The sequence below is a fragment of the Exiguobacterium sp. s189 genome, assembly GCF_018617615.1.
Lineage (GTDB): Bacteria > Bacillota > Bacilli > Exiguobacteriales > Exiguobacteriaceae > Exiguobacterium > Exiguobacterium aestuarii_A.
In genome coordinates this window covers 24,287-37,350 of sequence record NZ_JACSKM010000018.1, presented here as the reverse complement: position 1 = coordinate 37,350, position 13,064 = coordinate 24,287, and the positions used below count along the sequence as shown (strand labels likewise).

Here is a 13,064-nt window from a genome sequence, read left to right as displayed (position 1 = left end):
AAGGAAACATCTGTTTGGTCGCCGCTCTGGTTTACAGAAAGGGGAAGGCTTATGTATCGATTCGGGGAGTGGTTGAAGGAGAACCGCCGCCTCTCAGGCTGGTCACAGGTTGAATTATCAGAGAAGACATTTGGAGAGATTTCACAGCCCGCTATCAGCCAGTATGAACAAAACCGCTCGGTGCCATCGATCGCGGACATCGATCATCTGGCCCGTGCGTTCGGACACACGCTCGCGACGGTGCCGTGGGACACCATCGACTTCGGCTACGTGACGAAGCGCTCCGTCACCAAGCTCGAGCGACGTCGATTCGACCTGAAGGAGTTGCCGCAGGCCGACTCGGTTCGTACGTTCGACGGGAAGACGTATGAATTACATGGCTTCATCGGCATCGAAAAGGCGAGCGGTGAGGCGGTCCAGCTGACGCAACTCTATTACCGGATCCGCACGGTCGTCTATGACGCTCACGTGCTCGCGAAACGCAAGAATCCGAACGACGAGCTCATCCACGTCAAGAAGCGAAAACGAGTCCGCCAGTAACCGACAACGACGCAGCAGCACATCCTTAAGGATGGTCCAATCCAATCACATACCGGCGTGTCCCTCACCAGTGACCGGGTGGGCGGGATCTACGCACAGATGGTTCGGCGAGAGTCGCCTAAAACTCGCCACAAGGTCACTACATCGTTCCGGGTCATCGAAAAACCCTGTACAGTTCCTTCGATTCATGAGGAGCAGAGTTCGTGGGGGAACGGCTAAAAACCCACCGCACCGAATCCGACTGTCCTTAATGATGTGCTGCTGCACATCACGAGATCAAGGGAAGGAAGTGTGTACCGTGGCATCAAAAGAACAGAAACAGAACCGTAGCTTCGCCGAGAAACTCTTACGCATCCGTGGGAAGGACTATGAGGAGTGGCTCGACGAACAGCATCAACAGGTCATCCAGGACAACCAGGAACTCATTTTGGAGGCACTCGAGGCGAAGCTCAGCTTCAAGTCGCCGGCGCACCAGGACTAAGGAGGGAACGACATGGGACTCAATGAGACAGGGCTCAGCTTGCTTCAGTTCTTCCAGGGACTCGCCGTCATCGCCGCGGCCATCGCCTTCGCGATCGGGGGCTTCTACTTCATCTTCGGCGGGGATCGGGGCCGCTCGAAGGCGGTCGGTTGGCTCGTCGGGGGCGCCGTCGGCCTGATCATCGTCATGGGCGCGTTCACGCTCGCCGAGATGGTCGACCAGAACATCAAATTCTAATGCAGACGCACACAGCGTTCCAATCGGAAGGCTTTTTTTGTTGCTTGAAACGAGAGGAGGAACGAGATGCTGTTTGTACGATTCACCGACGTGCCGGACACACGAATCCAGAACTATGAGCGGTTTACTTTCGCCGAGGCCGTCGTCGCGACACATGACCTGCATCATGCGCTCAGTAGCGAAGGGACGAGCTGTTCCGGTGACTTCCGGCTCTTCGATCAGAAAGACGAGTTGCTCTATCGAGGGACGTTCACGTTCGGGTCCGAAGGAACGTATCCGAACCTGTATCATCAGGTGAAAGATCGGGTACTACGGATCCGGACGAAGAAAGAGGATAACGCGAAGAAACTATGGATCCTCGACGAAATCGAGTCCGAGACACCGGACCACTATAAGCGCCAATCCGTTAAACAAATCACAATCGTCTCGTCGACCTATCAGTCACGGCTGACTCGCTTGCAACGCCGCCTCATCTACGGGGCGGCCACAGTCGGGATTCTATTCACCTCCCTGTTCACTGCCGCGCAATGGTTCATCGATAAAGAAACGCACGCCGAACAAGTGACCGGTGGAGAAGAAACATGGTTAGACGCCTACGACCAGGCGCTCCAAGGTGAGGAATCCTCGCTCATCGCTTTACTGGAACGGAAAGACCGGTCCGAGGAAGAGAATGCCTTATTGGTCGACCTTTATCTTGCGGAAGGAGAAGATCAGAAAGCGCTCGAGCTCACGGATGACCCCATCCTGATCGAAACGAAGCTGGCTGGCCTCAATCTAGCCGATCAGGAGAGATTGGAACGTCTCCAGGACTTCCAAGCGTCACATCCGACCGATGAGGGCACGTTCGATCTTGCTGCATTGGAACGGGATCATGAGACCGTGGCCAAGATGGATAACGTGGAGTGGACCGCTCCCCGCGTCTCCGCGAAAGTGACCGCCTATCTCTATCTCGGCGACATCGAGTCCGCAAATGGGTGGGCGTCTAAGACGAACGACACTGCCGTACAAGAAAAAGTGGACAACTATCAAGACAGCATGGCCGCAATCGACAAACTGAACGAGAAACTGAAGAAAACCTCTAGCAAGGACACTTCGGCCCGTGAGAAAATTCAAGCCGCTATCGCTGCAGAAGAAGTTAATCTAGATACAATTCTTTATTCAGATTAAGGTAGGTGAAATAATTGAGAACTCAGTCTCTGTCACCACGATTCCCGATACGTCTGATCTTCCTCGCCCTGTTCTGCCTAATGGTGCTGCCGGTCGGGATTTTTTATCTGCTGAACGGGATCTACAACATCATTCGACAAATCATGACCCCGATAGTAAAAGAAGGGCTGTTGGCCGGGGCGACGATTCCGACGCTCTCACCCGCCTTGTTCTTGGAGGTGAGTCTTCCCTCTTCGATCGTCTTGCTCGGACTGATCGCGTTCAGTCTGTTCATCGGACTGGTCGTGTTCGGCAAGGTATGGCTGAACTTCCGGGATCTGCGAGAAAATCAGAAAGGGAGCGCCCGCTTCACCTCATTCGATGAATTGAAGCAACAGTACCGTCGCGTCCCCGACCGGAAGAAACGGTATGACGGATTGGGCGGTGTCCCCGTCGGACGGGTCAAGAACGAGCTGTTCATCGATGACTCGCCCGTCAACAACCTCGTCATCGGTACGACCCGATCCGGCAAAGGCGAGACGTTCGTCTTCTCGACGATCGATCTGTACAGCCGGGCGAGTGATCAGGCGAGTCTGATCATCAACGACCCGAAAGGTGAGCTCTTCGCCGCCTCGAAGGAAACACTCGAGCAACGCGGCTATCAGGTCGAGGTGTTAAACCTGATGAACCCGCTCCAATCGATGTCATACAACCTGTTGCAACTGACGATCGACGCGTTTTTAGAAGAGAACTACTCGCTCGCCCAACAGTATGCGCGTTCGGTCGCGTTCATGTTGTACCATGACCCGAAGGCGCGGGACCCGTTCTGGGCCAACTCATCGATCGACCTGTGCACGGCGCTCATCCTCGGGCTCTGTGAGGAGGCGAAAGATACACCAGAGAAGATCAACATGTACAACGTGGCCCTCATGCTCTCGGACCTCGGGTCGCGGACGGTCGTGACGCGACAAGGACAGGAGATCTCCGCGCTCGATGAGTTCTTTCAGCGATTCTCGGAGAACCATCCCGCCCGGCTCCAGTTCGCGACGCTCCACTTCTCGGGTGGCCAGACCCGGGCGAGTATTTTGGCCAATACGAATGCGAAACTCGGGATCTTCACGTTGAACGGGACCGGGAAGCTGACGTCGATGAACTCGCTCGACATGCGACGCATCGGCTTCAACCGCTGGATCAGTGGACGGGCCGAGCCACTGAAACGACTCACGTTCACATTCCCCGATGGGACGACCCATGCGCTCACGACGGACGACGACGGCAGCTTCATCGTATACCACGCATCATCACTTCAAATTGGGGACGTCATTCAGATCTCAACCGACTCAAACACTGCGACAATCCAGCTGGAAGCGCATGACAAGGAGAGTGGACGGTTCCACTACGCAATCGACGGGATGATCCAGATTCGTGAGGTGATGCATCAGCTCCGTCCTGTGGCGGTGTTCCTCATCGTCCCAGACTATGACCCGACCTTCAACGTCATCGCGTCGCTCTACATCAAACAGGTATACACGGCGCTCGCCCGGGTCGCCTCGCAGACGAAACAAGGTAAATGCGAGCGCCAGGTCGTCTTCCTTCTCGATGAGTTCGGCAATATGCCGCCGATCGAGGGCATGGCCAACATCATCACCGTCTGTCTCGGCCGGAACATGCGCTTCAACCTCGTCATCCAGGCTTACTCCCAACTCGAGAACCTATACGGAGAGGACTGGAAGACGATTGACGGCAACTGTGGGAACACGCACTATCTGTTGACCGCGGACGAGTCGACCGCCGAACTGATCTCGAAGAAGCTCGGTGAGGCGACCATCGTCACGAAATCGCGGTCCGGGCAGACGTTCTCGCTCAAGAAATCGAAGACGGAGAACGTGGACGGTCGCCGGCTCATGACGGCGACCGAGGTCATGGGACTCAAAGAGGGCGAGATGCTCATCATCCGTGTCATCAAGCGTCAAGATACGAAGAAACGGCGTATCCAGTCGTATCCCATCTTCCTAACCGGCAAGACGGCGATGAAGTACCGCTACGAATACCTGGCGGACGACTTCGACACGGACCGCTCCCTGCATGACATCGACATCCCATGCCGTCACGCCGGTCTCGACTTCGAACAGATCCGTATCCATTTCGCGAAGCAAGAAGACGAAACGGATATCAATATTCCATCGAATCAGGAAGATAAGTCCTTGAAGGTACGAGATGTGTTGCAGGACAGCATCCTCCGCTCCATGTTCGAAGGGCATGACATCGGCGGGATGTCCCTCCCTGAGTTCGAGACGAACCTGAACCTAGGAATTTACGACGTCACCGACAGCCAGAAGAGCTTTTTGAGCACGATGATCGCGAAGCGACTCGAGAAACTGAAGCAAGGCACACCGTAGAGAGGAGGCCGAACCCATGGCCGAGAGTGCGAGAGAGAAGCGAATCCAGAACGAATTGCGTGTCGTCGCGAGGATCATCGAGACGCAGCGCGTTCGCCTCGAACGGGGCGACGTGCTCAATATCCAGACGACCGACGGCTTTCTGACCGTCTATCAGGACGACACCTCAGACACCCCAAAAACTGTTACACTAATAGATAAGTTCGACTTCCGCGTCAACCTGAAAATCGCGGATCTACTAAAGGGGAAAATCGTCTGACGGAGGGGTAAACGTTATGAGGAAAATCTTGATTGGTGTCCTACTCGGAAGTGCGTTACTTTTAGCATCGTGTGGTGCCGAAAGTTCGAATTATCTTTCTACGACTTCTGTTGAAGAAATTGCAGATATTAAAACTGGCCAAGAAAGTGCATACGTTCTTGTAGACAGCGATAGTCAAGGTAATGAAGGGGCTTACGTTGATACTGTGCGGGAAGTCGCCACGGAAAAAAAGAAAGACGTTCTCTTATTCAATCCGTTTCAGCCTAATGGGGAAGATTTTGAAGAACGTTCTACCCAAGAACATCCTGAACTTAAAGGTGGCAGATTGTACGAGATGACTGACGGTGAAATCAGTCGTGAATTAAATGTATCTGCCCTTACAGAAGATGAATTAAAGGATCAAGTCACTAACTTCATTAAATAGCCTCTGAATGGAGGGATTCTATGGGTGATAACGAAGTCGTAAACAAGCTACAAGAGTTCACTGATATCCTTAGTCTCAGTACATTGGTACTGGATGCCCTCCGCTCAATGGGTTGGATTTTAATACGTGGCTTAGCAGTATTAATTGATGGACTTGAAAAAGTGACTGACAGCATATTACTAACTAAAACATTTTTTAATAACTCTCAAGTGGTTGAATTCGTTTCTACGATTCAACCTTTTTTGTACGTTCTTTTAGCTGCTAGCTTCCTATTCACGGGTTACCTCATCATTTTTCAAAAGAAATTTGATCGGGAAGGATTTTTAATCAATCTGTTTATCACGTTGCTCATTCTCGGACTATTATCTCCAACGATGACGCAAGTAAGTGAATTCAGTGATACTGCAATTGATTTCACAACTCAAAACTCTGGCGAAAACTATTCCGGTGAATCGATATCAAATCAGATTTTACGAGAAAACATTCATGATTTGATTGAGTATGACCGAAACGATTTTTCCGGTTTGGAAGGTGAGGCTTTGAACTCTCTGCCTCAAAGTCATTTACGAAATATCGACATCAACGAGGTATTCGATAGTAATGAATTTCGCTTGGGAAGTACTGGCGAACAAATCTCTCAGTCTAAACTAACCTGGAATGGTGAAACGATGGGAACCTCGAAACTCGACCAAGGTGGCGTCGAATGGAACAACCAATACTACTACCGCTATCAGCCGAACTGGTTGACCATCTTCGTGACACTCGGGATCATGGGCTTCACGTTGTTCTCGATTGCCTACAAACTGGCGCGTCTGTCGTTCGAGCTTGCCTTCAACTATGTCCTGGCGATTCTCATCGCACCGGCCGATCTTCACAGTGGTCAAAAGACGAAGAAGGTCATCCAAAGCATTTTGAACACGTTCCTCGTGATTATCCTGATCTTCGTTTCGATTAAACTGTACACGATCGGGACCGCCTATCTCGCAGAGACGTTGAACGGTTTCGCCTATCTGATCGCCCTTATCGCCTTCTCGGTCGCATTGATCGACGGACCGAACATGGTCGAGCGGCTGTTCGGGATTGATGCCGGGCTCAAACGGGGCTGGGGTGTCGCCCTCGGCGCCTATGCCGCCGGGAAAGGCGTGACCTCGGCCGGTGCCCACGCTGTCTCGAAGGTCGCGCGTGCCACACAAGGCGCACCGAAGATGCCATCCCTCCATGAGGCCGCGACGACGCGGATGGATTCAAACACCGTGCCTCAGAATAGTTCACCGCTTAATGTGGCGACACAAGATTCACAACGGATGGACGCCAAGAGACACATTGATCCAGACAATGTCGCTCAGGAGAACCAAACCGCAAGTCGCACGCAGACCGACAAAGAGAAACCGAAAAATCCGAAGGACAGTGGGCAAGAATCTAAGCTTGAAGGAAACAGTTCTCCATATGTGAACGAAGCGTCGGGCCGCCAGTCTCCCGAATCGATTCATGCGACGAACTCTGAATCAAATGCCGAACGTGGACCCGACCATCCAACCACGTCATCGGAGACACCAAGACCGGAATCGATTCACGATCATTCAAGCTCTGGTCATTCTCCAATCCCGGCTTCGTCGACTCTCGAATCGGTCACCGGGTCCACCGATACTACATCCGGACCAGGCCATCGTCACGATGAATCAGTAGACAGAAATGACGTGACGACACCGACACCTCATGTGGTACCACCTTCAGGCGACTCGTCTTCGTTCTCTACGACGGATTCGAATGATGCGTCAACAGAGAAACGCCAAGCACGAACCCGGCGGACCATCCATCAGGACACCGTGCTCGACGTCGAGACCGAGATCATCGAACAGGTGCGTGAGAATCAGACGCATCGTCATAGCCAGCACCATGAAGAGTCACGACGGATCTATCCAACTTCGCCGCCTAAACCTGACAACACGAAGAAAAAGGAGTGATGATCCATGCGTAAATACCGGATCCCGAACGAGGTCACGACCGAACTGAAAATCAACAAGATGCTCTATCTGCACGACTTCCTGTTCCTCGTCGGGCTCATCGTGCTCCGACTCGTGACGCTCCCGTTCATCCCGTCGGTGCTGCACATCCCGTTCACGGTCTTTCTCGTCGTCTTCGGTCTGTTCATGGTGCTCAGACCGGCGACGAACCCGCAGAAGCGGATGGTCCACGCGCTCTATTACGCGCTCATCAAACGGAAAGACACCTATCTCGCGCTCGACGCGCACACGAAAGGACGTGACTGAGATGACTTTCATCGAGGAGTCGCTACAAGAACCGAGACGCACGGGCACCTGGTTTGACGAACAGGACGTGGTCGAGAAACGGAAGGTCAAAGATAAGGTCGTCGTCAAACCGACGGTCGCCGAACTGATGCCAGTCGTCGACATCACCGGGACCGAGGCGTTCGAGATGCGCGACGGGACCTATCTCGACATGATCCAGCTCACCTCAAAGGACATCTACTCCTTGAATGAGGAGGAAAAAGACCATGATGTGTTCTCGCTCGCCTATCTTCTGCAAGCGTACACGCACCCGCTCAAGGTCGTGCCACTGAACACACCGCTCAGTCTCGAGCGGCAGAAGCTCAGCATCGAACGACAGATTCGACAAAATCAGACGCCGGCCTACCTGCCCTTTTTACTCAAAAAGAAGCAGGAGCTCGAATACCTCGAGGAGCATCGCACCAATCGCGATTATCTCCTCTTTTTTTATGCCGACGACGAGCGGACGCTACGTGAGCGGAAGACGCACCTCTATAAACTGCTTCGCCGCTCGAACCCGATGCGCGAGCTGACGCTCGACCAGAAAGTCCATGTGCTCTATCAATTGAACAACCCGAACACGAAACCGCAACTCGACGCCTGAAGAAAGGAGTGACGCGCATGTGGCAGCGCCTGCGTGACAAATTGTCCAGACACCAGGACCCGGAGACCGTCAAGATCGAGAAAGGCTACAATCCCGACGTCATCGCCAAAATCCAGCCGCAGGGCGGCATTAAGTTCGACGCCAACTTTATCCGGCTTGGGGACGGCTATCTGTCGTGCCTCCATGTCTATAAATATCAGTCGCTCGTCTACGACTACTGGCTCGAACCGATCCTGAACATGCCGGGCATTTTGACGACGCTCGACATCGGGACGGCCGACAAGCGCGAGATCATCCAGACCATCAACAAGTCGATGGCCGAACAGAACACGCGCTTCGAGAATGCGAAGGACAACATCGACCGCATCGACGCTCGAGAGACGTATAAAGAACTGAACGATCTCTATGAACAGATCACCCAAGGCGAGACGATGAAGTATCTGCATCTACGCCTCTATGTGAAGGCGAAGACGCTCGACGCGCTCGAGGTGAAGGTACAGGAAGTGATGGAAGAACTCGAGGCCCGGAACTTCCGCTCGACGATCTTCCTGAACGAACAGGAATGGGAGTGGCAGAGCCTGTTCACGAGCTATGACCAGCAACAAAAGCTCCCGAACCGGCGCCGTGGGAAAGAGATCCCTTCCCTCTCCATCGCCGGCGGCTACCCGTTCCACTTCACATCGCTCCAGGATGCGACCGGTACCTATTACGGGACGACCGACACGAACGGGAGCGTCATCTTCGACCTGTTCCACAAGGACAAACAGCGCAAGTTCTACAACGCGCTCATGATCGGCAAGATGGGTTCCGGCAAGTCGACACTCCTCAAGAAGACGGTGCTCGATCAGGCAATCAAAGGCAACAAGATTCGCATCCTCGACGTCACCGGCGAGTTCTCGGACCTCGTGCGCCAGCTCGGCGGGAAAGAGATCGCACTCGACGGATCGGCCGGGCTCATCAACCCGCTCCATGTCTATAAGGCGGTGACGAATAACGACGGCAGTGCCAACGAGGCACTCTCGTTCATGCAGCATCTATCAAAGATGGCCGTGTTCTATCACTACATCAACCCGGCGGCGACGCAGGAAGAGACGAACGAGTTCGAGATTCTGCTTCGGGAACTGTACGTCCGGCACGAGCTCTGGGACGAACAGGGCGAGCTGCCAATCACGACGCACCCGGCGCACCGGTACCCGACGTTCTCCGACTTCTTACACCTCGTGCGTCGTGAGCTCTACACGGACGATACGCGCACCTCGATCAAGGATGCCATTAGTCCGAACCGGGTACGGCGTCTCGAGAACATCGAGCTCGCGGTCACGAATCTCGTCCACAACTACGGCAACATCTTCGACGGACACTCCTCGATCGACCGGTTCGACGAGGAGCTCATCGTGTCGTTCCCGCTCCGAAACCTGACGAGCCTGCGGGACGAGGTGTTTCAGGCGCAGGTATTCTCACTGATGAATATGCTGTGGGACGGGATGATCGCCAACGGCTCGAGTCAACTGAAAGCCTATAACCAAGGCGTGCTCCAGACCGAGGAGGCATGCAAGTACCTCATCGTCATCGACGAGGCGCACCACTTGATCAACACGCGCGACATCGCGCAACCGGCCATTCTATATCTGCAACGTTGCATGCGCGAGGCGCGCAAGTATTTCGGTGGCATCTTCTTCGTGTCGCATCTGATCACCGACTTCGTGCCGGCCGGATCGAAGTCCGAGAACGCAGAGAACGTCAAGTCTCTCTTCCAATTGACGCAATACAAGATCATCGGCGAACAGGACGCGGAAAGCATCCCGATCATCCAGACGGTGTTCGACGGACAACTCTCGAACTCCGAGATGCGCATCATCCCCTCGCTCGAGACGGGACGCGTCGTCCTCAGCATCTCGGGCGTGCAGAACCTCATCTTTGACGTCGACGTCGCGCCTGAAGAGCTCGCCCTGTTCGGTGGAGGTGCCTGATGTGGGCGGCCGCGAAACGAACGGCCCGCTTCGCCGTCACGGCGAAATGGCAGCTTGCGACGCTCAAGTGGCGACTCATCCTGCTCGGGATCGCGGCACTCGTCTTGTTCCTGGTCATCCTCGTCGTCGGGATCCTCGATACGCTCACGGGTGTCCAGAACGAACAACCGACCGACGTCACGTTCAATACCGCAGGAGGTCTACAGGTGAGCGACCAGGTGCTCCAATATCGGGGCTTGGTCGAATCGGAACTGACGAAACACGGACTGGCCGACCAAACGAACCTCGTGCTCGCGCTCATGATGCAGGAGAGCGGCGGACGCGGGAACGACCCGATGCAGGCGAGCGAATCGAAGTGTGGACAGATCGGTTGCATCACCTCCCCCGAGGAGAGCATCGTCTATGGCGTCGAGCATTTCGCGTCCGTCTTTGAACGGGCGAACCGGGACGTGCAGCTCACGTTACAGAGTTACAACTTCGGCGGCGGCTTTATCGAGTATGTCCAGGAGAACGGCGGACGATACTCGAAAGAGCTCGCCATCTCGTTCTCCCAGATGATGTATCAGCGCGTGAAACACACCGGCATCTATCGCTGTCATCGTCCGAGTGCGGTTCAGCACGGCGCCTGTTACGGCGACATCGAGTATGTCGACGCGGTGTTGAAATACCTCGCGCCAGTCGCCGTCGCCGACGGAGTCATCACGAAAGAGCTGTTGTCAGGGTTACGTTCCCCGCTCGCCATCCCGCTCAACGTGACATCGCGTTTCGGCTGGCGTATCGTCTTCGGACAACGGGACAACCACACCGGGATCGACTTCAGTTGCACCCAGTCCGACACAATCCACGCGGTCAAGAGTGGCACCGTCATCTATAGCGGGAACCGGGGGCCGTACGGGAATCTCGTCCAAGTCCGGCACGACGATTACATCACGGCGTACGCGCACCTGAGTCGTCTCGGCGTCCAAAGCGGGCAACAGATCGACGCCGGGCAAGCGCTCGGTTACTGCGGCACGACCGGTCGATCGAGCGGGAACCACTTGCATTTCGAGATCAAGACGAGCGAATGGTTCGGACATATCGATCCCGCCCCGGTCTTCGGATTTTGAGTCATGGATGTATGGAAAGGAGGAGGAGGAATGAACTTCACCGCACGTCACCTCGCGTATCTGTTCGGGGTACTGCTTCTCATTTCACTAGCGGCAAACGCCTTTTTCTATCAACAAGTGACGACTGTCACGAGTACTTCAGACCCTAGTGAGATGAAAAATGAGAGCGTCACTTCCCTTGAATCGGCAACCTCCGAGGATACGTCAGCGGACACCGAACAAGTCGTCGCTTCGACGGAGACGGAACGAATGGAGGAGCTGACGACACGCGCGACGCGCTTCGTCGAGTATGCCTTCACCATCACGAAAGACAGTTACACGACCCAGAAACGACAGGCGAAAGACGTCATGTCGGAGGAACTCGCGGCCATACTCTTCGCCGCTGACGGCAGTGACGTCGGCACGTTCGAGACGACGGTCCGCGACATCGAGGTGTTCCCTTCTGTCTCCGGAGAAGAATGTCTCGTACGGTTCGAACAGGACCTGTTGATCACCGAGACGGGTTATGAGGAGACGACGCAAGAACTGTTGACCCTGACGTTCGAGTCCATCGACGGACGTTTGGTCGTCACCGAGATGGAAGACCTGGCACCGGAAGGAGGAATCTAGATGCGACGACAAACGCGGCGACGTCTCACCCAGAACGTCTCCCGGTTCTACCTCGGACTCGGCGTATTCTTTGTCGTCGGTTTCCTCTTCTTCGGAACCTCATCGTTCTTCTTCGCCGAGGAGGAACCGGTCAATGAGACGCCAATCAACGAGCCAATCCGACTCTTAAACGGGGAGAGCGTGACGCTCCACGCGTCCAGTTACGATACAGAGGCCAAGACAATACGCATCCGACTCTCGCTCGATGAAGTACCAGGTAACACAAACGACCATCTCTTCCGCTACGTCTATAAGGCACGTCCAGATTCTGAGAAGGAAGTTGATTTTCTTTATGAACGGAACGACCAGTACGTGCTCGAATTGAAAGATGTGCCGAACGACTTTGACCAGCTGGCCGTCCGGATTTACGGATTGGATGAGTCACAATCAATCGACGCACTCACACCTGAGGAACGAGAAGATGGTCTTTTAACGTCACTTTATACCGACCGTCGGACCATCGAACAGGCGAGTCACAATTCATCTGGCGAGACAACTTTCACGAGACTATTCGTCGAGGACGAGCTCGCGGAGACCGAACGGCATTTGGAAACAGCACAGCAGTCAGTCGAAGCACAACGGCAACAGATCAAGCGGCTCGACCTTGACAAAGAGGAGCTCGAAGGCGAACTTCCCTACCTTTCGCTCGACGAACAGGTCGAACAAGAGAACGAAATCTTCGACCTCGGCCGGAAGCATAACGAGCTCATACTGGAACTCGAGAAGCTCGAACAGTCGGTCACAGCGCTCGAAGAAAAGCACGACAAGTTGAGCGTCCGGCTCCGGGAGCTATCGATTTAAGTGGCACATTTCGTGCCAAATCGCTGATTTCACTGGCACATTTCGTGCCGTTTTTAGAATTTTGGTGATATCACGGAAACCCCAGGCTCTGCCTGGGCTATCACGACAAGTGATAGCAGTTTCCCCTTATGCTCTTTTTAACGGTTTTTTAGAACGTCGGC

The 13,064-nt window shown here is 54.3% G+C and carries 14 protein-coding genes; all 14 read left to right on the top strand.

Annotation, left to right across the window (positions count from 1 at the left end; translation table 11 throughout):
* The first annotated feature begins 51 nt into the window (after positions 1-51).
* Positions 52-540 carry a helix-turn-helix domain-containing protein gene (locus tag KNO99_RS14945; RefSeq protein WP_214750019.1) on the top strand — a complete coding sequence of 163 codons (489 nt, stop codon included), beginning with the start codon at positions 52-54 and terminating at the stop codon, positions 538-540.
* Positions 541-838: 298 nt separating this feature from the next.
* Positions 839-1,021, top strand: a complete 183-nt coding sequence (locus KNO99_RS14940) for a hypothetical protein (protein WP_021065836.1) — start codon at positions 839-841, stop codon at positions 1,019-1,021.
* A gap of 12 nt (positions 1,022-1,033) precedes the next feature.
* Complete coding sequence (locus KNO99_RS14935; protein ID WP_012390467.1) at positions 1,034-1,258, top strand: hypothetical protein; 225 nt, start codon at positions 1,034-1,036, stop codon at positions 1,256-1,258.
* Between the two features lie 66 nt (positions 1,259-1,324).
* Positions 1,325-2,425, top strand: a complete 1,101-nt coding sequence (locus KNO99_RS14930; RefSeq protein ID WP_214750017.1) for a hypothetical protein — start codon at positions 1,325-1,327, stop codon at positions 2,423-2,425.
* A gap of 14 nt (positions 2,426-2,439) precedes the next feature.
* The gene (locus KNO99_RS14925; protein ID WP_214750015.1) at positions 2,440-4,803 is read left to right on the top strand and encodes a VirD4-like conjugal transfer protein, CD1115 family; all 2,364 of its coding nucleotides are present in this window, start codon (positions 2,440-2,442) and stop codon (positions 4,801-4,803) included.
* 16 nt (positions 4,804-4,819) lie between these two features.
* Positions 4,820-5,062, top strand: a complete 243-nt coding sequence (locus tag KNO99_RS14920) for a hypothetical protein (protein WP_024127790.1) — start codon at positions 4,820-4,822, stop codon at positions 5,060-5,062.
* 16 nt (positions 5,063-5,078) lie between these two features.
* Positions 5,079-5,486 carry a hypothetical protein gene (locus KNO99_RS14915; protein WP_214750013.1) on the top strand — a complete coding sequence of 136 codons (408 nt, stop codon included), beginning with the start codon at positions 5,079-5,081 and terminating at the stop codon, positions 5,484-5,486.
* A 20-nt stretch (positions 5,487-5,506) separates the two neighbouring features.
* Complete coding sequence (locus KNO99_RS14910; RefSeq protein ID WP_214750011.1) at positions 5,507-7,450, top strand: pLS20_p028 family conjugation system transmembrane protein; 1,944 nt, start codon at positions 5,507-5,509, stop codon at positions 7,448-7,450.
* Between the two features lie 6 nt (positions 7,451-7,456).
* A complete protein-coding gene (locus tag KNO99_RS14905) occupies positions 7,457-7,756 on the top strand; it encodes a DUF5592 family protein (RefSeq protein WP_029336108.1) in 300 nt (99 codons plus the stop codon).
* A gap of 1 nt (position 7,757) precedes the next feature.
* Positions 7,758-8,378: a hypothetical protein gene (locus KNO99_RS14900; RefSeq protein WP_214750009.1), complete on the top strand. Its 621-nt coding sequence runs from the start codon at positions 7,758-7,760 to the stop codon at positions 8,376-8,378.
* Between the two features lie 17 nt (positions 8,379-8,395).
* The gene (locus tag KNO99_RS14895) at positions 8,396-10,348 is read left to right on the top strand and encodes a VirB4 family type IV secretion system protein (protein ID WP_214750007.1); all 1,953 of its coding nucleotides are present in this window, start codon (positions 8,396-8,398) and stop codon (positions 10,346-10,348) included.
* Positions 10,348-11,454 (top strand): lysozyme family protein, encoded by a 1,107-nt coding sequence (locus KNO99_RS14890; RefSeq protein ID WP_214750005.1) that lies wholly within the window; start codon positions 10,348-10,350, stop codon positions 11,452-11,454. Before KNO99_RS14895 ends, KNO99_RS14890 begins: the two co-directional genes overlap by 1 nt.
* A gap of 30 nt (positions 11,455-11,484) precedes the next feature.
* Positions 11,485-12,063 carry a hypothetical protein gene (locus KNO99_RS14885; RefSeq protein WP_214750003.1) on the top strand — a complete coding sequence of 193 codons (579 nt, stop codon included), beginning with the start codon at positions 11,485-11,487 and terminating at the stop codon, positions 12,061-12,063.
* Positions 12,064-12,903 carry a hypothetical protein gene (locus KNO99_RS14880; RefSeq protein WP_214750001.1) on the top strand — a complete coding sequence of 280 codons (840 nt, stop codon included), beginning with the start codon at positions 12,064-12,066 and terminating at the stop codon, positions 12,901-12,903.
* Positions 12,904-13,064 lie beyond the last annotated feature (161 nt).

Coding starts and splice junctions, on each gene's coding strand:
- KNO99_RS14945 (WP_214750019.1), top strand. CDS start 52: ATGTATCGATTCGGGGAGTGGTTGAAGGAGAACCGCCGCCTCTCAGGC.
- KNO99_RS14900 (WP_214750009.1), top strand. CDS start 7,758: ATGACTTTCATCGAGGAGTCGCTACAAGAACCGAGACGCACGGGCACC.
- KNO99_RS14930 (WP_214750017.1), top strand. CDS start 1,325: ATGCTGTTTGTACGATTCACCGACGTGCCGGACACACGAATCCAGAAC.
- KNO99_RS14890 (WP_214750005.1), top strand. CDS start 10,348: ATGTGGGCGGCCGCGAAACGAACGGCCCGCTTCGCCGTCACGGCGAAA.
- KNO99_RS14915 (WP_214750013.1), top strand. CDS start 5,079: ATGAGGAAAATCTTGATTGGTGTCCTACTCGGAAGTGCGTTACTTTTA.
- KNO99_RS14885 (WP_214750003.1), top strand. CDS start 11,485: ATGAACTTCACCGCACGTCACCTCGCGTATCTGTTCGGGGTACTGCTT.
- KNO99_RS14905 (WP_029336108.1), top strand. CDS start 7,457: ATGCGTAAATACCGGATCCCGAACGAGGTCACGACCGAACTGAAAATC.
- KNO99_RS14920 (WP_024127790.1), top strand. CDS start 4,820: ATGGCCGAGAGTGCGAGAGAGAAGCGAATCCAGAACGAATTGCGTGTC.
- KNO99_RS14895 (WP_214750007.1), top strand. CDS start 8,396: ATGTGGCAGCGCCTGCGTGACAAATTGTCCAGACACCAGGACCCGGAG.
- KNO99_RS14910 (WP_214750011.1), top strand. CDS start 5,507: ATGGGTGATAACGAAGTCGTAAACAAGCTACAAGAGTTCACTGATATC.
- KNO99_RS14935 (WP_012390467.1), top strand. CDS start 1,034: ATGGGACTCAATGAGACAGGGCTCAGCTTGCTTCAGTTCTTCCAGGGA.
- KNO99_RS14880 (WP_214750001.1), top strand. CDS start 12,064: ATGCGACGACAAACGCGGCGACGTCTCACCCAGAACGTCTCCCGGTTC.